Raw genomic sequence first — 24,601 nt, 5'->3', positions numbered from 1 at the left:
ATGCGGACATGTCGTCCTATTCTCCTTCGACGCGCATGACCGAGGTGACTTGGTGCACCGAGGTCAGTTGCGACAGTTCCTTCACGGTGTCCGACAGCTGCTTGTCGGCGGCCGTGTGGGTGACGACCACGAGCCGGGCCTCGTCGCCCTGGCCGGATTGATGGACGGTGGCGAGGCTGACGCCGTGGTGGGCGAAGGTGGCCGCCACACGGGCGAGCACGCCGGGCTCATCGACGACGTCGAGGCTCACGTGATAGCGGGTGTGGGCCCCGCCGATGGGTTTCACCGGCAGGTCCTGGTAGGCGGCCTCGGGCGGGAAGGCGGTGATCCCTCCGCGCTTGTTGCGCGCCACGGCCACGATATCGCCGAGCACCGCCGATGCGGTCTCGGTGCCGCCCGCTCCCGCTCCGTAGAACATGAGGCGGCCGGCGGACTCGGCCTCGACGAACACCGCGTTGTACGCGCCGTTGACGTTCGCGAGCGGATGGGTCGCCGGGATCATCGCCGGGTGGACGCGCACGGACACGCCGTCGGCCTCCCGGGTGGCGATGCACAGCGGCTTGACGACGCGGCCCTGGGCCGCCGCGGAGGCGATGTCGGCGGCGGAGACGCCCCGGATGCCCTCGCGGTAGACCTCGCCCAGGTCGATGTGGGTGTGGAACGCCAGTGAGGCGATGAGCGCGGCCTTCGCGGCGGCGTCGTAGTTGTCGACGTCGGCGGTCGGGTCGGCCTCGGCGTAACCGAGCTCGGTGGCCTCGGCCAGAGCCTCCTCGAAGGTGGCGCCGGTCTGCGACATCTGGCTGAGGATGTAGTTCGTGGTGCCGTTGACGATGCCGAGCACGCGGTTGATCGTGTCGCCGTGCAGCGACTCGCGCAGCGGGCGCATCAGCGGGATCGCCGCAGCGGCGGCGGCCTCGTAGTACAGGTCCGCGCCGCCGGCCTTCGCGGCGGCCGACAGGGCCGGGCCGTCCTCGGCGAGCAGGGCCTTGTTCGCGGTCACGACCGACTTGCCTTCGGCGAGCGCGGTGGTGATCCAGGTGCGAGCGGGCTCGATGCCCCCGGCGACCTCCACGACGATGTCGACGTCCGGACGCTTGACCAGGCCGAGCGCGTCAGTGGTGAAGAGCTCCTTCTCGACCGGCAGGTGCGAGCGGTCGCGGTCGATGCGCCGCACCGCGATCCCGACGATCTCGACCGGCTCGCCCACCCGGGACGCCAGCTCCTCCCCGCGCATTCGCATGAGGCGCACGACTTCACTGCCGACGGTGCCGCATCCGAGTAGCGCGAGTTTCATCGCTGGTGTCCCTCTTCCTTTTGGTTTGGAGTCGAGTGCCTAGCCGACGTCGAGTCGGAGCAGGTCTTCGACGGTCTCACGGGCCAGGATCACCCGGGCCTCGCCACCGCGGACGGCGACGACGGGCGGGCGGGGCACGTGGTTGTAGTTCGAGCCCATGGAGCGGCAGTAGGCGCCGGTTCCGGGGACCGCGATCAGGTCGCCCGCCGCGATGTCGGCCGGCAGGAACTCATCTTTAACAACAATGTCGCCCGCTTCGCAATGCTTTCCCACTACTCGGGCCAGCGCGGGGATCGCCTTCGACGAACGCGAGGCGAGCGTCGCCGAATAGGTGGCGTCGTACAGGGCGGTGCGGATGTTGTCGCTGATGCCGCCGTCCACCGAGACGTAGAGGCGCGCGGCGGCCCCGGAGAGCGTGACGGGTTTGACGGTGCCGACCTCGTAGAGGGTGAACATCGTCGGGCCGATGAGGCTGCGACCGGGCTCGATGGAGAGGCGCGGGAGGTCGATGCCGGCGGCCGTGCACTCCTCGGCGACGATCTTGCGGAGCGAGGCGGCGATGTCGGCGGGCGGCTGCGGGTCGTCCTGGCTGGTGTAGGCCATGCCGAAGCCGCCGCCGAGGTCCATCTCCGGGATCACGACGTTGAAGTCGGTCTGGAGCTTCCCGTGGAGGCGGGCGACGCGGGCGGCGGAGATCTCGAACGCGGCGGTGTCGAAGATCTGGGAGCCGATGTGCGAGTGGAGGCCGAGGAGTTCGAGGTGCTCGGCGGCGATGACGCGGCGGGCGGCCTCGTAGGCGGCGCCTCCGGCGAGGGAGAAGCCGAACTTCTGGTCCTCGTGGGCGGTGGCGATGAACTCGTGCGTGTGGGCTTCGACGCCGACGTTGACGCGGACCATCACGTTCGGGCGCTTGCCGAGTTCGGCCGCGAGGGCCTCGATGCGCTCGATCTCGGTGAAGGAGTCGGCGACGATCCGGCCGACGCCGATCTCGACGGCCTGGCGCAGTTCGGCGAGCGACTTGTTGTTGCCGTGCAGGCCGAGGCGGGCCGGGTCGAGCCCGGCGGCCAGCGCCACGGCGAGTTCGCCGGCGGTGCAGACGTCGACGAAGAGGCCTTCTTCGGCGGCGGCGCGCAGCACGGCCTTGGAGCAGAAGGCCTTGGAGGCGTAAAAGACGTCGGCGCCTTCGAAGGCCTCGATCCAGGCTCGGCAGCGGGCGCGGAAGTCGTCTTCGTCGAAGACGTACGCGGGCGTACCGAATTCGGCGGCGAGCTCCTCGACGGAGAGGCCGCCGATGTAGAGGACGCCGTCGTCGGCGCGTTCAACGTTCGCCGACCACAGCTGCGGCATGAGCGTGTTGACGTCGTCGGGCACGCCGAGCCAGCCGGGGCGCAGCGCGGAGTAGTCGAAGTCGCCGTGCAGTGCACCGGCTTCGTGAGTCCGCATTACATCCGCTCCGGGGCCGAGACGCCGAGGAGGCCGAGCGCGTTGGCGAGCACGACGCGGGTGGCGTCGGTGAGCCAGAGGCGGGCGATGTTCAGGGGCGTGGCTTCCTCGTCGGGATACGGGAGGATGCGGAGGCCGCTGTTCTGGAAACGGTGCCAGGCCCCGGCCAGCTCTTCGGCGTACCGGGCGATCCGGTGCGGTTCGCGCAGCTCGGCGGCGGTGGCGACCACGGCCGGGAACTCGGCGAGGGCCTTGAGCAGGTCCGATTCGCGCGGGTCGGCCAGGAGCGAGGCGTCGTAGGAGTCGCCCTTCACGACACCGCGGTCGGCGGCGTTGCGCAGTACGCCGTGGGTCCGCGAGTGCGCGTACTGGACGTAGTAGACCGGGTTGTCGTTGCTGTGCTTGGTCCACACCTCGATGTCGAGGTCGATCGTCGAGTCCGCCGAGTAGCGGGTCATCGCGTAGCGGGCGGCGTCGACGCCGACGGCTTCGACGACGTCGTTCAGCGTGATGACGTTCCCGGCCCGCTTCGACAGCCGGAAGGGCTCGCCGTTCTTCAGCAGGTTCACGAACTGGCCGATGAGGATCTCCAGGGTGCCCGGCTCATCGCCGAAGGCCTGGCTGATCGCCTGCATCCGGCCGACGTAGCCGTGGTGGTCGGCCCCGAGCATGAGCACGAGCTTGTCGAAGCCGCGCTCGCGCTTGTCGAGGTAGTAGGCGCAGTCGGAGGCGAAGTAGGTCCAGGCGCCCTTGGAGTTCTTGAGGACGCGGTCCTTGTCGTCGCCGAACTCGGTGGTGCGCAGCCAGGTCGCGCCGTCGGCCTCGTAGACGTGGCCGAGCTGCGACAGCCGCTCGACGGCCTTGTCCAGCTCGCCACGCTCGTGCAGGCCCTTCTCGCTGAAGAACACGTCGAAGTGCGTGTGGAAGTCGGCGAGGGTGGTCTTGATGTCCTCGAGCATCAGCTCCAGGCCGACGGTCTTGAAGACCGAGAACGGGTCTTCGGCCTCGAGCGCGTCGGGGCGCCGCTTGAGCACGTCGGCGGCGATGTCGTCGATGTACTCGCCGACGTAGCCGTTCTCGGGGGTCGGCTCGCCCTTGGCGCGGGCCAGCAGCGAACCGGCGAAGTGGTCGACCTGCGCACCGGCGTCGTTGACGTAGTACTCGGCGGTGAGCTTCGCTCCGGAGGCGCGCATGACGCGGGCCAGGGAGTCGCCCATCGCGGCCCAGCGGACGCCGCCCGCGTGGATCGGCCCGGTCGGGTTCGCGGACACGAACTCCAGATTGGCGAGCACGCCTTCCATGGAGTTGTTGGTGCCGTAGGTGGTCCCGGCGACGACGATCTTCCCGGCGATCTCCCCCGCGGCGGCCGCGTCCAGGGTGATGTTCAGGAAGCCGGGGCCGGCGATGTCGACCTTGACGACGCCTTCGGTCGCGCCGAGCAGCTCGGCGATCTTCTCGGCGAGCGCGCGCGGGTTCGTGCCGGCCTTCTTGGCGGTCTGCAGCGCGATGTTGGAGGCGTAGTCGCCGTGCTTGGGGTCCCTGGGTCGCTCGACCGCCGTATGGGCGGGCAGCACGGCGGTGTCGAGGCCGAGGGCCTCGAAGGCGGCGCGCGTAGCGGACAGCACTTTCTCTGCGAGCGTCTCAGGAGTCACCGGGTAATCGTAGACTCCGCGCTTCGCCGCCCGCGAGTGATAAACGCCCTTGTGGCCTGCCCCGGTAGGTTGCTTCTGTGCAACCACGACGGAAGGCCTCGAACATGCGCCCGCCTCAGTACCGCTGGACCGCTCTCGCCGCCGCGCTCGCGCTCGGCGCGCTGGCGGGATGCACCGCCTCACCGGAGGGTGAGGACGGCGACGGCTCGGCCGCCGCCGACGCCACGACCGCGGCCCCGAGCGAGGTCGAGGGCGTGGAGAACTTCTACGGCGAGTACGGCGACTACACGACGGTGATGGCCGCGATCCAGAACGGCGAGGTCACGGCCGAGGAGCTGGAGTACCCGTTCGTGGCGCAGCAGGAGCACCTGGACGTGCTGAACACCTGGGACGGGACGAACCCGGTCTACGACGTGACGCCGCCGGCGGGCGGGAACCACCTGTCCGCGTGGCAGACGTGCACCGGTTCGGTCTACGACGGTCCGATCGTGGACGGCAACGCGGTCCACTCGATGGAGCACGGCGCGGTGTGGCTGACCTACGACCCCGAGCTGGTCGACCAGGCCGACATCGATGCGTTCGCGCAGGTCATCAGCGCGCGCGACTACAGCCTGATGAGTCCGTACCCGGGTCAGGGCGTCGCGGTCTCGCTGCAGTCGTGGGGGAACCGGTACCAGACCGAGGACCCGGCGGATCCGAAGATCGACGAGTACCTGGACTCGTACATCCTCAACGAGCGGTTCAACCCGGAGCCGAATGCGACCTGCGCGGGCGGTGTGACGACCACCGTCGAGTAGGCGGGGCGCGGTTCGTCCGTTTCGAGGTGCGCTCTAAAGGAGTGCCCCGGCGCGACCGGGTAAGGTGGCGTACGCGAGTGGAAATCACACCGGGCCCTCCCCGGCTCCGCTCCGGCTCATCCCGACCTCGACAAATAAGGCTCTCCCCGCGAATGGCATCGAAAAAGCAGACCGCCAGCAAGGGCTCCGGCAAGAGCACTGGCAAAGGCGCAGTCGTTGAAAAAGGTCCGGCCAAGGACTCCGGCAAGGGCATTAGCTCGGGCCTGAGCAAGTCCTCGGCGCCCACCGCCTCCCGGAAGGGCCGCGCCGTCCAGGTCAAGCAGCCGAAACCGTGGGGGCTGATCTTCACCTTCACCGGCGTCGGCGTCGTCGCGCTCGGCCTGATCGGGGCCGCCGTGTTCGTCGTCTGGGACCGCAGCCAGCCGCCGGAGGGCATCACCGACTTCTACGGCGAGTATGCGAACTACTCCGAGGTCACCGAGGCGCTCCAGGACGGCGACGTCAAGGAGGACGACCTCGAGAACCCCTGGGTCGTGCAGCAGACCCACATCGACGGCGAGGACCCGACCGCGGTCCCCGAGTACGAGATCACCCCGCCCGCCGGCGGCGACCACCTCAGCCAGTGGCAGACCTGCACCGGCTCGGTCTACGACGCGCCGATCATGGACGGCAACGCCGTCCACTCCCTCGAGCACGGCGCGGTCTGGCTGACCTACGACCCGGCGCTGGTCGACGGCGACGGCATCGAGAAGCTCGCCTCGAAGGTCGAAGGCCGCGACTTCTCGCTGATGAGCCCGTACCCCGAGATGGGCGTCGCGGTCTCGGTCCAGGCCTGGGGCGTGCAATACCAGACCAACAAGCTGAACGACCCGAAGATCGACGAGTTCATGGACTTCTACATCCAGAACGCCGACAACGCGGCCGAGCCTGGCGCCCAGTGCGCCAACGGTTTGACCACGACCACGGCCGACCAGCAGATGCCCACGGGCTGACAGACGCGAACCTTTCGGGACGACGCTCGTTAGGCAAGTGAGACAACGGGCGCTCTCAATCGGGGAGCGCCCGTCAGGAGAGGACGACGAATGAGCCGCTTGTGGCGCAGGCCCGCAGTGCTGATCGCGATCACCGCGGTGCTCATGCTCACCGCGGGGCTCTTGGTCGGCTGGGTGGTGGGCACCTCCGCCCCCGGCAACGACTCGGTCGAGGCCGGGTTCGCGCGCGACATGCAGACGCACCACCAGCAGGCCGTCGAGATGGCCATGTACGAGTGGCAGAACGGCGCTGACCCGGCGATGACGATCGTCGCGTACGACATCGCCACGACGCAGAGCACCGAGATCGGCATGTACCGCACGTGGCTGCGCGACTGGGGCGTCGAGCTCTCCAGCGGCGAGCCGATGGCGTGGGCGGGCGACGAGCACGCCCACGACAGCGAGGACACGGGCGGGCTCATGCCCGGCATGGCCACCGAAGAGCAGATGACCGAGTTCAAGTCCCTCACCGGCGCCGAGGCGGACGTCATGTTCGCCGACCTGATGATCGCGCACCACATCGGCGGTGTCGACATGGCCAAGGCCGCGCTCGAGCGCACCGACAACGAACTCGTGGTCAACGCGGCCCGGCGCACGATCAGCCAGCAGCAGGCCGAGATCGAGAACCTCGAGAACCACCGCGACAACATCCTGAACGCCGTCGAAGAGTAGGAACGCCGCTGTGAGCCAGGACCAGTGGGGACCTCGATACGGCGATCCGTCGCACCCGACCACCGGTGAACTCCCCCGGGTCGGCGACGGCCGCACGGACGAGCAGCGCACGATCCAGGTCGACACGGTCGCCGAGCCGCCGCCCCGCCAGGAATCGCGCTCGCGTTACCGCTACAGCTGGGAGTCCTCGGCGCCGAACGACCCCGCGCCGCGCAGCGGCTTCTCGCAACCGCGCCAAGGGCCCGCAGAGCCCGGCTTCAGCGCTCCGGACCCGTACCAGAGCCTCTCGCAACCGCGCAGCGAAGGCTCGGCCCCCGAACCGGGACCGAGCGGCTGGTCCGTGCCCCGCGTCGGCCGTGAAGGCTCCGGCCTCACCGGCGAGCACTCGCGACCGAGCGACGCGGGCTACCGCCCCGGCGACACCGCCCAGTTCGCCCGCGTGGGCGACGGCGTCCGCGGCTCCGTCGGACCGGTGTCCGTCCAGGTCGACCACGTCCGCATGCACGGCGGCACCAGCGGCGACACCCAGCTCCTTCCCACCGCGAACTTCATGCGCCCGCAGGAGGAGGAACTCCCGCCCGCGGAGCAAGCGCCCCAACCGGAACCGGGCACCGGCTCCATGCCCGCCATGCGCCACCAGATCGGTCCCGACTGGACCCAGACACCGCTGCGCCTCCTCGCCGCCGCCGTGGTCGCCATGGCGGTCCTCGGGGCTTCAGCGGCCAGCCTCATCGCCATCGGCAACTGGATCAACCCCTAGACCACGGATTCGGCCGTTTTGTCGTACCCATGCGAGACCATGGGGGTGACGGAAGGAGCCCTCAATGCCGACTTGGGACGACGTCGTGGCCATCGCCTCCCGAATGCCCGAGGTCGAGGAGACCACCAGCTGGCAGACCCCATCCCTCAAGGTCAAAGGCAAGTTCTTCGCCCGCCTCCGCACCGAGGCCGAAGGCGGCCTCGCCATCGTCTGCGAACCGGGCGAGAAGGCCGCCCTGCTCGCCTCCGCCGACCCGGCGTTCTACACCACGCCCCACTACGAGGGCTACGCGATGATCCTCGTCGACCTCGACAAGATCGACACCCAGCGCCTCACCGAACTCATCGAAGACGCCTGGCTCCTCAAGGCCCCGGCAAGAGTCCGCAGAGCCTACGAGCAGCGGTAAACGCGTTGGGCCCGAGCCGCTTTGCGGCTCGGGCCCAACGAAGTCAACGGTATTCGCTCAGTCGAAGATCTCCTCGACGCGGGAGGCGCTGAAGGCGCTGGTGAACCAACGGTCGGCCTCTTCCAGGTCGGTGCAGGCCAGGATCCGCTCCCGCGCAACCTCGGACACCTCGATTCCGCGGAGCTCGAACATCTCGAGCACCGCTTCGGCCTTGCCTTCTGCCTTGCCTTCTGCCTTGCCTTGCGCCTTACCGCGTGCCTCGCCCTTGAGCTCCAACTTGCCGGCCGGGCTCTCGAGGTACTGCTGGTACGTCATGCTCATGTAGTCCTCCAAGACGTTGCATGCTTCGGTTGAGAGAAGTTGCATCGCCCACCCAGCATACCGCTGGCGGTCCGACTCAGAAAGCTCGTTGAGCCTCCGGCCGAGCCTGTGGGCGACCTGTTCGGCCTGTGGTCCTCCGCAGGCCGCTTTGAGAATCAGAATCTCCACCGCTTCTTTGGCGCTCTGGTCCTCATCGATCTCCATGAGATCCTCCGGGTTGATGACATCTGGAAGCAGTGTGAATCCGGGCGGTCCGACTTCGATTGGCCGCCGCGCCCAGTCCGCAGTCACCGCATCGGTGCAAACTGCCAGCAGCCGCACCGGGCACCTGAGACGGGCGCGGAGGATCGTCAGGTACATGGGCCAGCTGTAGTGCTTCCGATTGTCTTGGCCGCGTTGGACCTCGATGATGACCGCGAACACGGGCACCCCGGCCTCGTTGCGGAAAACTGCCGCGTTGTCGCAGTTGAGCTCGAGCGGATCGTTGTTGGTGAGCGCCTCCGATTCGGCTATCGCGCTGGCGTATGCGGGGAGTGCGGCGCCGAGCGTCTTGGTAAGCAACGTTGCCGCGAGGTCCGGACGAGCCTGGAACAGGCGGATGGGGACCTCATGGGAATGGGTGACCATGACATGAAACGGTATTGGAGCTCAGCACGCGATTCGCGTTTCGACACTCCGCCATGAAACCGCATCGCTGTGACACCTGACACCCAGGCGGACAACGTATTCGGGCCCGGCCGCAAAAGCGGCCGGGCCCGAATACGTTGTGCTGCTTAGACGATGATGCCCGCGCCCACGGTGCGGTTGTCGGCTTCGTCGATGAGGATGAAGCCGCCGGTCGCGCGGTTGCGGCGGTAGTCGTCGCACAGGAGCGGCTTGGTCGTGCGGAGCGTGACGCGGCCGATCTCGTTGAGCTTCAGCTCGGTCGCGGTCTCGTTGCGGTGGAGCGTGTTGATGTCGAGCTGGTACTGCACGTCCTTGACGATCGCGCGCACGTCCGAAGTCGTGTGCTTGACGGCGTACTTGCCGCGGAGCTTCAGCGGCCGCGACTCGTCCATCCAGCAGATCATCGCCTCGATGTCCTGGGAGACACGGGCCTGATTGCCGGGGCGGCAGAGCATGTCGCCGCGGGAGACGTCGAGCTCGTCCTCGAGGCGCACGGTGACGCTCAAGGGCGGGAAGGCCTCTTCCAGAGGCCCGTCTGCGGTCTCGATCGTGGCGATGCGCGAGGTGAAGCCGCTGGGCAGCACCATGACCTCGTCGCCGGGCTTCATGACGCCGGAGGCGACCTGGCCCGCGTAGCCGCGGAAGTCGTGGTTGTCGTTGGAGTGCGGCCGGATCACGTGCTGGACCGGGAAGCGCACGTCCACGAGGTTGCGGTCCGAGGCGATGTGCACCTTCTCCAGGTGGTGGAGGAGGCTCGGGCCCTTGAACCACGGCATGTTCTCGGAGCGGTTGACCACGTTGTCGCCCTTGAGGGCCGACACCGGGATGACGGTCAGATCCGGCACTTCGAGCTTGGTGGCGAAGGCCGCGAACTCGTTCTCGATCCGCTTGAAGACGGCCTCGTCGTAGTCGACCAGGTCCATCTTGTTGACGCACAGGACGATGTGCGGCACGCGCAGCAGCGAGCACAGGAACGCGTGGCGGCGGGACTGCTCCACGAGGCCCTTGCGGGCGTCGACCAGGATCAGCGCGAGGTCGGCGGTCGAGGCGCCGGTGACCATGTTGCGCGTGTACTGGATGTGCCCGGGCGTGTCAGCGATGATGAACTTGCGCTCGGGCGTGGAGAAGTAGCGGTACGCGACGTCGATCGTGATGCCCTGCTCGCGCTCCGAGCGGAGCCCGTCGGTCAGCAGGGCCAGGTCGGTGTACTCGTCGCCGCGGCCGGCGCTGACGGCCTCCACGGCGTCCCACTGGTCGTCGAACAGCGCCTTGGAGTCGAACAGGAGGCGGCCGATGAGGGTCGACTTGCCGTCGTCCACCGAGCCGGCCGTGGCGAAGCGCAGCAGCTCGTGCGTGTCCTCGCGGGAGGTCAGGGTGTCCGTCATTAGAAGTAGCCTTCCCGTTTCCGGTCTTCCATCGCGGCCTCGGAGGTCTTGTCATCGCCGCGGGTCGCGCCGCGCTCGGTGATGCGGGTGGCCGCGACCTCGGCGATGATCTCGTCGATCGTCGTGGCATCCGAGCGGACGCCGGCGGTCAGGGTCGCGTCGCCGACGGTGCGGTAGCGGATCTTCTCGGAGAAGACCTCTTCGCCCTCGCGCGGCTTGATGAACTCGTTGACGGCGTAGAGCATGCCGCCGCGGTCCACGACCTCGCGCTCGGCGGAGAAGTACACCTCGGGCAGCGGGATGTCCTCGGCGCCGATGTAGCGCCAGACGTCGAGCTCGGTCCAGTTCGACAGCGGGAACACGCGGATCTGCTCGCCCGGGTGGACCCGGCCGTTGTACAGGCTCCACAGCTCGGGCCGCTGGTTCTTGGGGTCCCACTGGCCGAAGTCGTCACGGAAGGAGAACACGCGCTCCTTGGCGCGGGCCTTCTCCTCGTCGCGGCGGGCGCCGCCGAACAGGGCGTCGAACTGGTACTTCTCGGCCGCTTCCAGGAGCACGGGGGTCTGGATGCGGTTGCGGGTGCCGTCCGGGGGTTCGGTGACCATGCCGCGGTCGATCGCGTCCTGGACGGAGGCGACGATGAGCTGCACGCCGGTCTCGGCCACGCGGTTGTCGCGGTACTCGATGACCTCGGCGAAGTTCTGGCCCGTGTCGACGTGCATCACCGGGAACGGGATCGGCGCGGGCGCGAAGGCCTTCTGCGCCAGATGCAGCATGACGATGGAGTCCTTGCCACCGGAGAACAGCAGCACAGGGCGCTGACAGGTGGCGGCGACCTCACGGAAGATGAAGATCGCCTCGGCCTCCAGCGCGGCGATGTGGCTGATGCGGTAGTCGCTCACCGGCGCAATGCTCCTCTCGGCTCGCCCCGTTCGGGGTGTTGTCGTCGTATCCGGTCGGGACCGGGTGGTCAGTGCGTGCCCTTGATGGCCTCGAGCGCGGGCCCGGCCAGGTCAGGGCGGCAGACCAGCAGGTCAGGCAGGTACGGGTCGGCGTTGTTGTACTGCAGCGGGGCGCCATCGATCCGCGTCGCGTGCCAGCCGGAGGCGAGGGCCACCGCTACCGGAGCGGCGGAATCCCATTCGAACTGCCCACCGGCATGCACATAGGCGTCTACTGTACCGGCGACCACGGCCATGACCTTGGCCCCGGCGGAGCCCATGGGCACGAGTTCCGCGACCAGAGCGGCGGCGACCGCTTCGGCTTCGGCCGGTGGCCTGGTCCGGGACACGGCGATCAGGGGCTTCCCCTCGCGCAGTGCCGGCACCGCATAGGTCTCATCGGTGCGCAACGTCACAGCCTGGGCGGGGAGTGCTACAGCCGACGCGGTGAGGCCGAGGCCCCGCTGCCACAGAGCGACGTGCACGGCCCAGTCGTCGCGGCCTTCCTCGGAGTACTCACGAGTCCCGTCGAGCGGGTCGATGATCCAGACCCGGTCGGCGTCGAGCCGCGCGGTCCCGACACGGCCGGCCTCGCCCTTGCCCTCCTCGGAGAGCACGGCATCCCCGGCGCGCTCGGCGGCCAGGCGCCCGAGCAGGTAGTCATTGGCCTCCCGGTCCCCGGCGGCCTTGAGCGCCTTGGGGTCGGCGAAACCGAGTTCGCCCCTGAGCTTGAGCAGCAACTCCCCCGCGCCGGTCGCGAGCTCAGCCGCGAACGCGACATCAACAGCAGAAGCGGCCTCGGGCGTAGCGGTGGGAACTCCAGTCACCGAAGCGGAGTCAGGGGCGTCAAACATGTCGGCCAGTCTACGCTGCGGCACAACCCCGCCCAAATATTGGGCCACCCGATCCCGACCAACGGAACCCCCCGCATTCCCCTAACTACCGCGAATCGGCCGCCCTGTTCGACCTCCCGCCAGCCCCAATAGCTCAGTTCAGATGGATCAGCTGACTCAACAGTCAAGTGTTGAGGCTAATTGCGTGAACCATCCTGTTTGCGCCAACCCGATAGACTCTCGGATCGTGAGCGCCACATAGCCCCTTGTGTCGCTCGAACCCCAAGGAGATGCGATGGTCGGAGCAATACCGGGTCCCGAGGAGTCCCGAGAACGCCTAGCCGCGTGGAAGGGCAAGATCGAACAGCTCGCCTCTGATACACAGGCAATGAGTAACCAGATGCAGGACCTCCGCGTGACGATGTCGGACCCGAACCACATGGTCACAGTGACCGTGGACTCAACCGGCACCCTGCTCGACCTCCAGCTCTCCGAACGCAGCAGACGCGTCGAGCTCCAGTACGTCTCGCAAGCGGTCATGGACACGATCCGCGCGGCGAAGGCCCAGGTGGCCGAGCAGGCCAAGGTGATCATCGAGACCACCCTCGGCGGAGACTCGGCCGCGGGCCGCGCCATCGCCGAACGGGTCCGCAGCCAGCTCATGCCGCCCGCCGATCCCGAAGAGCGGTGGTAGCCATGGGGAACGGATTCACCGTCGACCCCGAAGAACTGCGCGCTCACGCGGGTCACCTCGAAGAATTGAAGGGCCGTTTCGACGCGGTCATGAACGCCAGCACCCACATCGAGCAGGACGACGAGGCCTACGGCACGCTCTGCGGTTGGATCTCCGGTTGCCTGGAACAGCGTCACCAGGACCAGGACAGGGTCACGGCCTATCTCGCCGAGAACTTCACGATCGCCGCCGAGTCCCTGCGTGCCTGCGCCGACGACTACGAGACGAGCGACACCGAATCCCAAGGCGCATTTTCCGAACTCGAAGGCCGGATGGGGTAGGCGATGTCAGACAACTCATTGATCGCCCCGGTCGAATCGGACCGGAACGCCTACGACGGCGCGGGCCTGGTCGAAGGCTACTTCGACATGGTCGCTGCCTTCAAGTCCGACGGCTGGGTGGACGACGCACTTGGTGTCAGCGGGTTCGCCCTCGAATTCGTCGGCTCGGTGCTCGACCCCTTCAGCGCCCTGTTCGCAAACGGCATCGGCTGGGCCATGGAGTACTTCGAGCCACTTCGAGAAATGCTCGAAGAGCTCACCGGCAAGGCCGATGTGGTGATGTCGCATGCGCAGACCTGGACCAACATGTCCGCCGAGCTGAGGTCCATCGCCGAGGACCTGCAGTCCTTCCTGGCCTCGGACATGCCCGGTTGGAGCGGCGACGCCTCCGACTCGTACCAGGCTTTGATGGTGCACAACGTGAACGCGGCAAACGCTATGAGCGCCACCGCGGAAGCCCTTGCCGCAGCCACCGAAGGCGCAGGCGGACTGGTGCAGGTCACCTATGAACTGGTGCGCGACTTGATCGCGGAACTGGTCGCCCACGTCATCGTGTGGGCCATCGAGGCAATTTTCGTGGTCACCATCCCGGTCATCGCCGCACAAATCGTGGCCGCAGTCGTGAAATGGGCGGGGATCATCCTGGGCTACGGCATGGCCCTGGTCCAAAGCCTTCAGAACCTCAAAGTGCTCCTGGGGCTCTGAGGCGGATCATGCGACGAACTCTGAAACTCCTCCTGCTCCTCGGCATCGGTCTGGCCCTTGCGGGGAACAAGGACGGCAGCGGCCCCACCCCCGGCAACGGCGACAACACCATCGATCCGAACACCGGCAAGGCCAAAACCGATGAGCAGCGCAAGAAGGACACGGACTACAAGGGCACCAGCGCCCAAGACGACTTCGACGGCGTCCTCAAAGCCGGAGAAAAGGAAAGCCAGGACGGCCGAGCCCAAGACACCGACGGAGACGGCGACCCCGACGTCACCGGAAATGGGCTGCCGACTCGAGCGGACTTGCCGCCGTTCAAGATCAGCCCTGGCCAGTTCGGAAAGAAGTGGGGCAAACATGCCAAGGACTACGGTCTCGATCCCGGCGATCCTGCCTCACGCCAGTGGTTCCAAGACCGCGCGACTCAGGTGCACGATGCGCCGGACGATGTTCGAGTGGGCCCGTACAATCCGAACGGCGGCGGGGGACCCGACTACGTCTTCTTCAGGCAAGGAGACGATCTGGTCATCATGAAACCCAACGGTGACTTTGTGACCATGTTCCCGATGGATCCGAACAGTCCCAACGGGTGGTATCAAGGCGCCACCACGATTCAATGAGCAGCGGAGGTGTTGAATGAGCTCGCTTGAGATCGGTCAGCGTGTGGAAGGCTTCAAAGCCCTGACATATGCGGACTCGGAGTCAGGTGCGACGGACTTCGCGCCTGACTCGTACGTCCTGATCCTCCCTGACACATCTTCAATCGCCGTCACCTCGGCCACTGATTGGACGCTTGAGATCGAGCCCGGCACTTGGCCGTCGCTACCGAGTTGGGCGTGGCCGCCAGAAAGCTGGCGATACGAGGAAGTGGACTCGCCGCTAGGAACGCCGGGTTTCGACGTGATCCGTGGCCTTGCTGATCTCCGCAACGAGGTCGGTGAGGTTGTGGGCGTTGAGATTTCGTTCGACCGAGGCACTGTGCGGCTGAAGGCAGGAGATTCGGTCGCCTACTCGCTGAAGCGGGTGTAGTCGGATTGCACGACAACGAGTTTCGAGCGCTGGGGGCGGTGTTCGCGCAGGGCAGGATGACGGCGATCGCGTTTGAAGGTGCGTACCTGAACCTCTGGAGGCGGTACCGGGACCTCGGGGTACCCACCACGAAAGAGGTCGATCGACTGTTCACCGATGTCGATGTCTTCTGTTGCGACCCGGAACTGCGGAATGCGGGTGACCTAGATGAGGAAGGCCTGCGTGCGGTGGTCGTGCGGTTCCTTCGGGGTGAAGCGGGGTAGGCGAAAGTGTCCGGACAGGACAGTACGCGTCGAAGGTCGAAGGCCTCGTCGAGAGCTAGTGCGGTCGGATTCAGCCCGGCTTTGCGCGGCTTCCACAGTGCCCTATCGGCAGGGGGGGTGGGGCTCGCGGTCGCTGAACTTGCGGGCGCACTCGTTCTCGAAGGGATCGTCGTCGCTCCCGAGGACACGGTGCTCTTTCAAGAGCTGCTGGGGAAGATCGAGCTGTCTCCGGACACACCGGAGGACATCGCCGACCCACTGCGGGGCGATGAGCCCTTCGGACTCTGATCCATGGGCGGGAGATGAAAAAGCGCCCGGCGGGACTCTTGGTCCTGCCGGGCGCATTCGCTGTGTGGTTGTTAGGCGGTAAGTGTCGCGCGGCCGGCCTTGAGGGCGGCCACCCCCACGGGGGCGGGCTTTCGGTCCGGTTGTGTTGGGACAGGCAGAAACTGCGGGTCGTACGTCATTCGCGCTCCTCTGCTTCGGTCACTCGGGATCGGGGGCGGGTTTGCGAATGCGTCTATGCATCATGCCCGCCCGGCGTGAGTTTGCGACGGAGCCGGGCGGGCACGAGTTCATTTGGTGGGGTTGGGAAATAGGACGGCGGCCGGTCCCGTTGGGGTCCGGCCGCCGCCGTTCAGTATCGAGAGTTAGGCGAGGGGGTCATTCTCGTCGTTGAAGCGGGCGAGGCCCCAGACGTCTTCGTCTTCGGTGAGCCAGGTGCCGGTATTGGCATCCTCGTCGTCGCCGACGCCGCCTGCGCCGCGGCCGCCGCCCATCATGCCTCCCGCGCCGGCCTTAGCGCCCGCGCCGGCTCCGGCCGTCTTGCCGAAGAGGCCTTGGCCCTTGCCGACGCCACCCGCACCGGCTCCGCGACCGCCTGCACCGCCGCCGACGCTGGTCATGCTGCCCGCACCGCCCGCGGCCGGGCCGAAGAGGCCCGAACCCGGGCCGAGTCCACCTCCGCCAGCGCCCATGCCGCTGCCACCCGTGCCGAGGTTCGGACCGGTCAGCGTGCCCGAGCCGGCGCTGAGGCCGCCACCGGAGGCGAGACCGCCGGAGCTTTCGTCATCGTCGCCGGTCGTGCCCTCCCAGGGGTTCGACCCGGTGTCGGGAGTGGTGTTGCTGCCGCCGGTCAGGTTGCCGCCGGGGCCGAAGGTGGAGGTGTCGGACGGCGGGGTCAGCCCCGCGGTCCCCGAGCCGGAAGGCGAACCGTTGAAGTCGCCGCCGCCGGGCGGCGAGTAGCCGGAGCCGCTCAGGTCGCCAGCGGACTCGCGGAAGGTCGAGTCACCGGAGGGCTCTACGGTCGGATGAAACTCCGAGGTAGAGGTCTCGGCATCGTTCCAGCGGGCGGTGACGGTCTCGTTCTGTTCAGTCGCGCGCGCTTCGTAGTCCTGGGAGCCTGCGTCGTAGTCTTGCTCGGCTCGCTCATTCGCATCCTGCTGGGCGAGGCGTTCGGCCTCAGCTCGGATCGAGGATTCCTGCGCAGGGGTCAAGGTGGTCGCCTCGGTCTTTTCCGAGGCAGTCATCCCAGCGGTGTCTACGGAGCCGACCTGCTCGGCCTTAAGCCGGGTGTAGTGATATTCAGTCTGGTCAGTGACGTACTGGTTCAGCTCGTCGGTGTACTCGGCGTCGAACCCGCCGTACTCCATGGCCTCTTCGGCACCTTGGTCGCCGTTCCAGGAGCAGCCCGAGGAGATCTCGCACTCGCCTGAGTGGAATGGGGGACGCATGTGGATCTTGGTGTCGGAGAAGAGGTTCTTCTTGTCTTCTACCCAGTACTGCGGCGCCGGGTAAGGAAGTTCTCCAGAACCGCCGCCTTGGAGCGCATAGATCTCTTCAGACTTTTGGTTAAGGAGACCCATCATGCCGGTGGTCGGGGTGCCGATGTCGTTTGCGATCTTTTCGCAGTTCGCGAAGACGGTCTCCATCTGCTCGGCAAACGCATCGAAGTCGTTACCCTGCCAGCCATTCGCCAACTCCGCCAGCTTCGAGCTCAGAATCGGCTCGACTGCAGTGTCAGGGTTCGTCGAAAAGTCGTTATTGAACTCGCCCCACTTGGTAGCGATGGTTTGCAGCGCGTACTTGTCCGGGTCGGAGGGCCTGATCTGTCCGACCAAGGACTGAACTTCCTCCTGGGTGGGTGCGGCGACGCCGGTAGCGATGCATTTGAGAGTGCCGAGCTGACCAGCGACGGGGATAGCCGAGACGAGCTTGACCCAAGCATCTTCGGCGGGATTGTGAGTGTTCTCGCAGTCGCCGTTCGGGCACGGGTCGCCGGACAGATACATGCCGTCGGCGCTGCTCTGTTGACCGTCGATCGCTTCTTGGCCCGCGAGGTCGCCGTTGCCGGCGTAGTCCTCAGTCTGGAACTCGATGTCGCTCATGGCTACTGAACCTCCGCAATCCGGTCGTTGACGATCTGGTTCACCTCAGGCAGATAGGTGTCAACGAACCACTGGTTGAGTTCTTCATCGTTGAAGACGAACGCAGGCTCGCCTCCGTTCCGAACTCCATAGTCCTGGGTGTGGTACAGCTCGATGTGGAAGACCCACTGCCCATCGCGGGCAATGACCTGAACGAAGGGTTGGCTGGTGTCACCGATCCAGGAGACGATGGTCCCCTGATCCCAGGGGTCGCCGAACTCCTCACTCATGGCCTCGGTCCACTGAGCCGATTCCGATTCTGCGACCGAGACCCGGTCCTCGTATGCAGCCACCGCCTGGTCTTCGCTCTCGGTAGGAACGATCTTTACCTTGATCTCGCCATTTCCTCCAGCGCCCTCGTTCTGGCCGAGGTAGATGAGATCGTTGCAACCGATCGAGTCCGGGTCCCATGTGTTGCCGATCTTGGCGGTGCTCGGCTCACCGCCGCCGCTGGTGAGACTGCCGTAGCCCTCGATACCCATTTCGTCGGTAATGGGCTGGAGATTGTTGAGGACCTCGCAGGCGTCCCACGAAGTCATCTCGGTGTAAACGGCGTTGTCGCTGCCGCCGTCTTCGCCGTTCGAGTCGTCTCCGGTGTCCTCGCCTCGTTCAAGCAGGCTGCAGCCGCTCAGGAGGAGGGCAGCGGCGCCGGTCGCGGCGAAGGTCTTGAAGAGTGTGCGCTTCATCAGGTCCGGAATCCTAGGAGTTGTTGTCGACATCGGATTGGCTGGCGTTGAACTCGGCGAGGTTCAGTTCCTCGGAGTCGGTATGCACGCCAAGCGATTCGTTGATCGTGACGATCGCTCCATACAGGTCTGCGCGGAGCTTCTGCAGGTTGTTCCACAGCTCCTCGTGAGCGGCTGCGTAGTCGAGACGCGCCTGCTGCGAGGAGTCCAGGAGGCCGAACCCGGGCTCGACGCCGAGTTCGTTGCCGGTGGCGAGCATCTGGAGTTTCTCCGTCACGAAGTTGAAGCGCAGTGCGAGTTCGTCGCGGTACGCCTCCAGGTAGGCGGGATCAAGAATGCGCTGAGCCACGGCGGGGACCTCCGGGGTGTATTGGGCGAAAACATCTGCAAACCATCTCGATTTTAACGGCTCGCCGCCACACCGTGTGATCGCGGTGCTCTCGCGCAATCGCCTGGACGGGTTAGACGCACGCGGCGTGTCGCCTTGACGGCGAACGGGAATGCGTGCGAGGCGATCATCGAGCAGGCCAAGCAGATCTGGGTCGAAGTGCTTCGCGAATGCGACGGGTGAGAAGGAAGGCAGGCGAAAGCGCCCCCTCGGTCGTCGACCGGGCGGGGCGCTGGAGTGGTGCGTCAGTAGGCGCCTTGGGGCCGCAGGATCGCGGTCACCGTGCGGAGGAGGATCACGAAGTCGAGTGAGAGGTTCCAGTGCTCGACGTACCGGAGGTCGAGGCGAACGGCCTCCTCCCAAGGCAGGTCCGAGCGGCCCGAGACCTGCCACAGGCCGGTCATGCCGGGCTTGACGGCGAGGCGGCGGCGCATGTCCGACTCGTAGGCGGCGACCTCGATCGCCAGGGGCGGGCGGGGGCCGACGAGGCTCATGTCGCCGCGCAGGACGTTGACGAGCTGCGGGAACTCGTCGATGGAGAAGCGGCGCAGGTGTTTCCCGACCGCGGTGATGCGCGGGTCGTCCTTCATCTTGAAAAGGACGCCGTCGCCTTCGTTGAGGTGCGCGATCTCCGCGAGGCGCCGTTCGGCGTCCAGGTGCATGGTGCGGAACTTCCAGATGGTGAACGGCTGGCCGTCCTTGCCGATGCGCTCCTGCTTGAACAGGGCCGGGCCCGGCGAGGAGCAGCGGATGAGGAATGCGGCGCCGAGCAGGAGCGGCGAGAGGGCGAGAAGGAGGAGGGCGGCGCCGACGCGGTCGACCGCTTCTTTGGCGACGCGGCGGACGCCGGTGAGGCGGGCGTGGTCGAGGTGGAGCATCGGGAGGCCGTCGACGGGGCGGACGGTGGTGCGGTCGCCGGCGACGTCGACGAGGGCAGAGGCCACGATGAGGTCGACCTCGCTGCGTTCGAGCTTCCAGGAGAGGCGGCGCAGGGCCTGGCCGTCGATTTCGGGGCAGCCCAGGACGATCACGGTGTCGGCGCGTTCGGCGGACACGGCTTCGGCGATGCGGTCGAAGCTGCCGCGGACGCGGGTGTCGAAGTCCAGCAGTGCGCCTTGGGGCCGTTCGGTGGGCAGACAGGCCGCGACCACCTTGAGGCCGTGGTAGTGCTCGCGGCGCAGCTGCACGATGAGCGCGGCGACGGAGGACTCGTGGCCGACCAGGACCACGCGTTTCATGCATCTGCCGTCGCGCCGCATGTGGTGCAGCCATTTACGCCAGGCGAAGCGCGCGATGATGGAACAGGCTGCGGCCGTGGGGATCGCGATGAGGACGAACACGCGCGAGGTCGGCAGTTCGAGTCCATAGGAGACAATGGCGACGGCGGCGGTTAGGGCCACGGCGGCGTGGACGATGCGTTGGTACTCCTCGGTGCCGACGAACAGGTACCGCTTCTCGAAGGTGCGGGAGAGGCCAAGGGTCGCGAGCCAGACGGCGGGCATGGCGATCAGGGCGAGCGCGTAGACGCGGCTGCCGTCGTCGACTTGGCCGAAGCGGGCGAGGAAGGCCAGGGCCGCGCCGAGGATGCCGGCGGCGATATCGGAGCCGATGATGCCCGCGAAGTACTTGCGCTGCCAGGCCGGTGGGCCGCTGTAAGGCCGAGTCGCCTGGGGCCCTATGGAGTAGACGCGCCCCTTCGCGGGGCTGTCCTGCACGCCATCGAAAGCCGTCGAGTCCGCAACCACTGTCATGTTCGATCTAACGACCGAACGGACATTGGGTGACGGGCTTGTCACACTGCGGAGTACATGAGATCCGGTCGGCTGCCCGGGAACTACGGCGTCAGGACGACGGCGCGTTGAAGGTGTTCTGGGCGAGCACGAAGCCTTTTTCGATGATCGCCTCGACCGCGTCGGCCGCGAGTTCGATGTTGAGGTCCACCTCGGGGCGTTCGGCTTTGGCGAAGTCCTTGAGGACGTAGTCTGCCGCGTCCTGGCGGCCGGGCGGGCGGCCGATGCCGAACCGCACCCGGGCGTAGTCCTTGGTGCCCAAGACCTTCGTGAGCGAGCGCAGTCCGTTGTGGCCGCCTTCGCCGCCGCCGCGCTTGAGGCGGAGCTCCCCGAACGGGACGTCGAGCTCGTCGTGGACGGCGATCACCGATTCGGGTGCGACGCCGAAATACTGGGCGAGCGGCCCGACGGCCTCGCCGGAGAGGTTCATGAACGTCAAGGGTTTGACGAGAATGACACGAGGCCCGCCTACCCCCAAGCGGGCCTCGCAGACTTCGGCGCGGGCCTTGCGGGCCACGGCGAAACGGCCGCCGACGCGCCGGGCGAGCGCGTCGGCCACCATGAAACCGACATTGTGGCGATTCGCAGCGTACTTCGGCCCGGGGTTGCCCAGGCCGACCACGATCGTCGGGGTGTCGGTCATATCGTCTTGTGCTTACTCGGCGGCGGGGGCTTCGCCCTCGGCAGCGGCCTCTTCGCCCTCGGGCTCGGCGGCGGCCTCGGCGCGGGGCTCGGAGACGGCGGCGACGGCCTGGTCGGCGTCGGTCACGATGACGATGCCCTCGGGCACGGTGATCTCGCGGACGAAGCGCTGCGAACCGATGGCCAGGCCCTCGAGGTCGACCTCGATCGACTCGGGGATGTGGGTGGCCTCGGCCTCGACGGTCAGGGCGGTGAGCTCGTGCACGACGAGGCCGCCTTTCTCCACCTCACCGACGAAGTTGATCGGGATGTCGGTGGTGACGGTCTCGCCGCGGCGGACGATGATGAGGTCCGCGTGGACGATGTCGTCGCGAAGCGGGTCGCGCTGGATGTCCTTGGGGATCACCAGCTCGCGGGTGCCGTCGGTGACTTCGATGGCGATGAGCTGGTTGGCGCCGCCCTTGCGGATGGCGGCGGCGAGCTCGAGCGAGGGAAGGGAGATGTGGAGCGGCTTCTCGCCGTGGCCGTAGACCACCGCGGGAACCTTTCCAGCCCGGCGCGTACGGCGGGCACCGCCCTTCCCGAAGTCAGTGCGAGGCTCGGCGCTGATACGAACTTCGGACACGGAAATACTCCCCTGTTTTTTAAGCAACATTTCATGCGGCGCTCGACGCTCACGTCGGCATTCAGAAGGGCTCGCAGCCCTGAAAAAGACCTACGCCTTTGCGTCGATTACGGCGCCCTCTCGAGGACACCCTCGCCGTCGGCAACCCCACCAGAGTACTACGCGCGTCAGATCAGGCTTGACACGGGCATCGATATGTGACAAGCGTCTGCCCCAGGGGCAGACCCTAGGAGAGGCCGCCGAACAGGGTCGTGACGGAGCCGTCGTTGAAGACCTCCCAGATGGCCTTGGCGACCAACGGGGCGATGGAGAGGACGGTGAGCTTCTCGAGGTCCGCGGCTTCCTTGGGGATCGGGAGCGTGTTGGTGACGATGACTTCGCTGACCGGGGCCTTGGCGAGGCGCTCTGCGGCGGGGCCGGACATGATCGGGTGCGTGGAGGCGATGACGATGTCCTCGACCCCCGACTTGTGCAGCATCTCGGCGGCGGAGCAGATGGTGCCCGCGGTGTCGATCATGTCGTCGATGAGGAGGCATGTGCGGCCCTCGACGTCGCCGACGACCTTGTGCGCGACGACCTGGTTGGGCTTGAGCGGGTCGCGGGTCTTGTGCACGAACGCGATCGGGCAGCCGCCGAGGCGGTCGGACCAGCGCTCGGCGAGGCGCACGCGGCCGGTGTCGGGCGAGACGATGGCCATCTGGCGGTCGGCGTACTTCTCCTCGACGTAGCGGGCGAGCGTGCCCATCGCGAAGAGGTGGTCGACGGGGCCGTCGAAGAAGCCCTGGATCTGGGCGGTGTGGAGGTCCACGGTGAGGATGCGGTCGGCGCCGGCGGTCTTGAGCAGGTCGGCCATGAGGCGCGCGGAGATCGGCTCGCGGCCGCGGTGCTTCTTGTCCTGGCGCGCGTACGGGTAGAACGGCAGCACGACGGTGATGCGCTTGGCCGAACCGCGCTTGAGCGCGTCGATCATGATGAGGGTCTCCATGACCCACTCGTTGATCGGCGCGGGCATGGACTGCACGACGAAGGCGTCGCAGCCGCGGACGGACTCCTGGTAGCGCACGAAGAGCTCGCCGTTGGCGAAGGAGTAGGCGCTCATCGGCGTCGGTGCGACCCCGAGGTGCTTGCCGATCTCCTCAGCCAGCTCCGGGTAGGCGCGCCCGGAGAACAGCATGAGCATCTTGGAGTTGACAGCGGACATGCTCGCCATGACGTGGGCTCCCCCAGTAGGTCGTCTCACCTGAACCTCGACGGTTCCAGTGTCCCTTGCCGCTCGTCGAAGCGCGAGGGGACCGGGGGGTTTAGTGTCCCGTCACGCTTCCGACACTCCCGCCTCACCCTTCGCACGCTTTGCTGCTTTGTCCGAGACGGTGCCGGGGCGCTTGCGGGCGACCCAGCCCTCGATGGAGGTCTGGCGGGCGCGGGCGACGCCGAGGTCGCCGGGGGCGACGTCCTTCACGATGGTCGAGCCGGCTGCGACGTAGGCGCCGTCGCCGATGTTGACGGGCGAGACGAGCACCGAGTCGCAGCCGATGAACGCGCCCTCGCCGATCTCGCTCTGGTGCTTGTGCACGCCGTCGTAGTTCACGAGGATGACGCCGCAGCCGATGTTGGCCTTGGCGCCGACGGTGACGTCGCCGAGGTAGGAGAGGTGCGCGGCCTTGGCACCGGGTCCGATGTCGGCGTTCTTGGTCTCCACGAACGCGCCGATCTTGGACTGCCCGGCGAGCTTCGAGGCCGGGCGCAGGTGCGCGAAGGGGCCGACGTGGGCGCCTTCGCCGATCATGGCCTGGTCGGCGTGCGACCGGACGACGACGGCGTCGGCGCCGACGATGGTGTCGGTGAGCGTCGTGTCGGGGCCGATCTCGGCGCCGGAGTCGACGGCGGTGGCGCCCTTGAGCTGGACGCCGGGGTGGATGAGCACGTCAGGGGCGACCTTGGCGGTGGCGTCGATCCAGGTGGTCTCGGGGTCGTCGAGGGTCACCCCGGACTGCATGAGCTTGGTGTTGATGCGGCCCTGGAGGATCCGGCGCAGCCCGGCGAGCTGGGCGCGGTCGTTGCAGGCGAGGACCTCGGTCGGGTCGTCGACGACGACGGCCCCGATCGGGTGCCCGGCCTCGCGGGCCAGCTCGAGGACGTCGGTGAGGTAGAGCTCGCCCTGGTCGTTGGCGCTGTTGAGCTTGGCGAGCTGCTCGCGCAGCGCCGCGGCGTCGAAGGCGTAGGTGCCGGAGTTGATCTCTCGGATGGCGAGCTCGTCGAGGTCGGCGTCGCGGTGCTCGACGTTGCGGAGCACGTTGCCGGCGCCGTCGCGCACGATGCGCCCGAACCCGGTCGGGTCGTCGACTTCGGCGGTGAGGACGGTGACGGCGTGGCCGGCCTTCTCGTGGACCTCGACCAGTTCGGTCAGGGTGCTGCGGCGCATGAGGGGGGCGTCGCCGCAGAGGACGACGACGGTGCCTTCCAGGTCGGGGTAGGCGTCGAGCGCGGTGCGCACGGCGTGGCCGGTGCCGAGCTGCTCGGTCTGGAGGACCGTCTCGGCGTCAGGGGCGGCCTTGTCGAGGAAGGCGGTCACCTGGTCGGCCGCGGCGCCGACGACCACGATGCGGTGGTCGGGCTGGAAGGCCTTGGTGCTGCGGAGGACGTGCCCCAGCAGGGTGCGGCCCAGGAGTTCGTGGAGGACCTTGGGCTTCGCGGACTTCATGCGGGTGCCAAGGCCGGCGGCGAGGATGATCGCCGAACGCTCACTGCTCATGATGGGCCATGGTAGTCGGTGGCCGAGGGGTGAACTGGCCGGGCCACAGGAGAGCGTCGTCACCGAATCGTTACGAA

At 67.3% G+C, this 24,601-nt stretch carries 27 protein-coding genes; 12 read left to right on the top strand and 15 right to left on the bottom strand.

Features of this window, described 5'->3' with window-relative positions; genetic code table 11:
- Positions 1-16: 16 nt before the first annotated feature.
- The 3 genes from ACFO8M_RS02065 to argS are packed head-to-tail and all read right to left on the bottom strand — an operon-like array spanning position 17 to position 4,389.
- Complete coding sequence (locus ACFO8M_RS02065; RefSeq protein WP_387969817.1) at positions 17-1,294, bottom strand: homoserine dehydrogenase; 1,278 nt, start codon at positions 1,292-1,294, stop codon at positions 17-19.
- Between the two features lie 39 nt (positions 1,295-1,333).
- Entirely contained in the window at positions 1,334-2,737 is a 1,404-nt protein-coding gene (lysA, locus tag ACFO8M_RS02060; RefSeq protein ID WP_387969814.1) for a diaminopimelate decarboxylase, read from the bottom strand.
- Positions 2,737-4,389: an arginine--tRNA ligase gene (argS, locus tag ACFO8M_RS02055; RefSeq protein WP_387969811.1), complete on the bottom strand. Its 1,653-nt coding sequence runs from the start codon at positions 4,387-4,389 to the stop codon at positions 2,737-2,739. Before argS ends, lysA begins: the two co-directional genes overlap by 1 nt.
- A 104-nt stretch (positions 4,390-4,493) precedes the next feature.
- On the opposite strand from argS, the gene ACFO8M_RS02050 reads away from it, so the two are divergent.
- The 5 genes from ACFO8M_RS02050 (at position 4,494) to ACFO8M_RS02030 (ending at position 8,055) form a co-directional block, all read left to right on the top strand.
- Positions 4,494-5,186 carry a DUF3105 domain-containing protein gene (locus tag ACFO8M_RS02050; protein ID WP_387969808.1) on the top strand — a complete coding sequence of 231 codons (693 nt, stop codon included), beginning with the start codon at positions 4,494-4,496 and terminating at the stop codon, positions 5,184-5,186.
- A gap of 152 nt (positions 5,187-5,338) precedes the next feature.
- Positions 5,339-6,178, top strand: a complete 840-nt coding sequence (locus ACFO8M_RS02045; protein WP_387969805.1) for a DUF3105 domain-containing protein — start codon at positions 5,339-5,341, stop codon at positions 6,176-6,178.
- A gap of 90 nt (positions 6,179-6,268) precedes the next feature.
- Entirely contained in the window at positions 6,269-6,889 is a 621-nt protein-coding gene (locus tag ACFO8M_RS02040) for a DUF305 domain-containing protein (RefSeq protein ID WP_387969803.1), read from the top strand.
- A gap of 10 nt (positions 6,890-6,899) precedes the next feature.
- On the top strand, positions 6,900-7,649 hold the full coding sequence (locus ACFO8M_RS02035) for a hypothetical protein (RefSeq protein WP_387969800.1): 750 nt from the start codon (positions 6,900-6,902) through the stop codon (positions 7,647-7,649).
- A gap of 64 nt (positions 7,650-7,713) precedes the next feature.
- Positions 7,714-8,055, top strand: coding sequence for an MmcQ/YjbR family DNA-binding protein (locus ACFO8M_RS02030; RefSeq protein ID WP_387969798.1), 342 nt, complete (start codon positions 7,714-7,716; stop codon positions 8,053-8,055).
- Between the two features lie 57 nt (positions 8,056-8,112).
- On the opposite strand, the gene ACFO8M_RS02025 is transcribed toward ACFO8M_RS02030, so the two are convergent.
- The 4 genes from ACFO8M_RS02025 to ACFO8M_RS02010 all read right to left on the bottom strand — a co-directional run bounded on the left by ACFO8M_RS02025 (position 8,113) and on the right by ACFO8M_RS02010 (position 12,222).
- Complete coding sequence (locus ACFO8M_RS02025) at positions 8,113-9,003, bottom strand: hypothetical protein (RefSeq protein ID WP_387969795.1); 891 nt, start codon at positions 9,001-9,003, stop codon at positions 8,113-8,115.
- Between the two features lie 146 nt (positions 9,004-9,149).
- Positions 9,150-10,427, bottom strand: a complete 1,278-nt coding sequence (locus ACFO8M_RS02020) for a sulfate adenylyltransferase subunit 1 (RefSeq protein ID WP_387969793.1) — start codon at positions 10,425-10,427, stop codon at positions 9,150-9,152.
- A complete protein-coding gene (gene cysD / locus ACFO8M_RS02015) occupies positions 10,427-11,338 on the bottom strand; it encodes a sulfate adenylyltransferase subunit CysD (RefSeq protein ID WP_387971154.1) in 912 nt (303 codons plus the stop codon). The genes ACFO8M_RS02020 and cysD overlap by 1 nt, the downstream gene beginning before the upstream one ends.
- Before the next feature lie 59 nt (positions 11,339-11,397).
- The gene (locus tag ACFO8M_RS02010; RefSeq protein WP_387969791.1) at positions 11,398-12,222 is read right to left on the bottom strand and encodes a 3'(2'),5'-bisphosphate nucleotidase CysQ; all 825 of its coding nucleotides are present in this window, start codon (positions 12,220-12,222) and stop codon (positions 11,398-11,400) included.
- A 274-nt stretch (positions 12,223-12,496) separates the two neighbouring features.
- Here ACFO8M_RS02010 and ACFO8M_RS02005 point away from each other — a divergent pair, with 274 nt between their 5' ends.
- From ACFO8M_RS02005 to ACFO8M_RS01975, 7 genes are all read left to right on the top strand, one after another.
- A complete protein-coding gene (locus ACFO8M_RS02005; RefSeq protein WP_387969789.1) occupies positions 12,497-12,895 on the top strand; it encodes a YbaB/EbfC family nucleoid-associated protein in 399 nt (132 codons plus the stop codon).
- 2 nt (positions 12,896-12,897) lie between these two features.
- Positions 12,898-13,215 carry a type VII secretion target gene (locus ACFO8M_RS02000; RefSeq protein WP_387969786.1) on the top strand — a complete coding sequence of 106 codons (318 nt, stop codon included), beginning with the start codon at positions 12,898-12,900 and terminating at the stop codon, positions 13,213-13,215.
- 3 nt (positions 13,216-13,218) lie between these two features.
- Positions 13,219-13,920 (top strand): WXG100 family type VII secretion target, encoded by a 702-nt coding sequence (locus ACFO8M_RS01995; protein WP_387969783.1) that lies wholly within the window; start codon positions 13,219-13,221, stop codon positions 13,918-13,920.
- 8 nt (positions 13,921-13,928) lie between these two features.
- On the top strand, positions 13,929-14,543 hold the full coding sequence (locus ACFO8M_RS01990; RefSeq protein ID WP_387969780.1) for a hypothetical protein: 615 nt from the start codon (positions 13,929-13,931) through the stop codon (positions 14,541-14,543).
- A gap of 16 nt (positions 14,544-14,559) precedes the next feature.
- Entirely contained in the window at positions 14,560-14,952 is a 393-nt protein-coding gene (locus ACFO8M_RS01985) for a hypothetical protein (RefSeq protein ID WP_387969777.1), read from the top strand.
- 5 nt (positions 14,953-14,957) lie between these two features.
- Positions 14,958-15,215 carry a colicin immunity domain-containing protein gene (locus tag ACFO8M_RS01980; RefSeq protein ID WP_387969774.1) on the top strand — a complete coding sequence of 86 codons (258 nt, stop codon included), beginning with the start codon at positions 14,958-14,960 and terminating at the stop codon, positions 15,213-15,215.
- Between the two features lie 117 nt (positions 15,216-15,332).
- Positions 15,333-15,503, top strand: coding sequence for a hypothetical protein (locus ACFO8M_RS01975; RefSeq protein ID WP_387969771.1), 171 nt, complete (start codon positions 15,333-15,335; stop codon positions 15,501-15,503).
- Between the two features lie 362 nt (positions 15,504-15,865).
- On the opposite strand, the gene ACFO8M_RS01970 is transcribed toward ACFO8M_RS01975, so the two are convergent.
- The 8 genes from ACFO8M_RS01970 to glmU form a co-directional block, all read right to left on the bottom strand.
- Positions 15,866-17,602: a hypothetical protein gene (locus ACFO8M_RS01970; RefSeq protein ID WP_387969770.1), complete on the bottom strand. Its 1,737-nt coding sequence runs from the start codon at positions 17,600-17,602 to the stop codon at positions 15,866-15,868.
- A 2-nt stretch (positions 17,603-17,604) separates the two neighbouring features.
- Positions 17,605-18,327 (bottom strand): hypothetical protein, encoded by a 723-nt coding sequence (locus ACFO8M_RS01965; RefSeq protein WP_387969767.1) that lies wholly within the window; start codon positions 18,325-18,327, stop codon positions 17,605-17,607.
- Between the two features lie 13 nt (positions 18,328-18,340).
- Complete coding sequence (locus tag ACFO8M_RS01960) at positions 18,341-18,676, bottom strand: hypothetical protein (protein WP_387969765.1); 336 nt, start codon at positions 18,674-18,676, stop codon at positions 18,341-18,343.
- A gap of 284 nt (positions 18,677-18,960) precedes the next feature.
- The gene (locus ACFO8M_RS01955) at positions 18,961-20,466 is read right to left on the bottom strand and encodes a sugar transferase (RefSeq protein ID WP_387969762.1); all 1,506 of its coding nucleotides are present in this window, start codon (positions 20,464-20,466) and stop codon (positions 18,961-18,963) included.
- 91 nt (positions 20,467-20,557) lie between these two features.
- On the bottom strand, positions 20,558-21,148 hold the full coding sequence (pth, locus tag ACFO8M_RS01950; protein WP_387969759.1) for an aminoacyl-tRNA hydrolase: 591 nt from the start codon (positions 21,146-21,148) through the stop codon (positions 20,558-20,560).
- Between the two features lie 12 nt (positions 21,149-21,160).
- On the bottom strand, positions 21,161-21,802 hold the full coding sequence (locus tag ACFO8M_RS01945; RefSeq protein ID WP_387969757.1) for a 50S ribosomal protein L25/general stress protein Ctc: 642 nt from the start codon (positions 21,800-21,802) through the stop codon (positions 21,161-21,163).
- A 196-nt stretch (positions 21,803-21,998) separates the two neighbouring features.
- A complete protein-coding gene (locus ACFO8M_RS01940) occupies positions 21,999-22,982 on the bottom strand; it encodes a ribose-phosphate diphosphokinase (RefSeq protein ID WP_387969755.1) in 984 nt (327 codons plus the stop codon).
- A 102-nt stretch (positions 22,983-23,084) separates the two neighbouring features.
- Positions 23,085-24,524: a bifunctional UDP-N-acetylglucosamine diphosphorylase/glucosamine-1-phosphate N-acetyltransferase GlmU gene (gene glmU / locus ACFO8M_RS01935; protein ID WP_387969752.1), complete on the bottom strand. Its 1,440-nt coding sequence runs from the start codon at positions 24,522-24,524 to the stop codon at positions 23,085-23,087.
- Between the last annotated feature and the right edge of the window lie 77 nt (positions 24,525-24,601).

The organism is Glycomyces rhizosphaerae (genome assembly GCF_042647865.1).
In the GTDB taxonomy this organism is placed as follows: Bacteria; Actinomycetota; Actinomycetes; order Mycobacteriales; family Micromonosporaceae; genus Glycomyces; species Glycomyces rhizosphaerae.
Note: the sequence above shows the minus strand (reverse complement) of the source record. Positions and strands in the feature narration are given on the sequence as shown.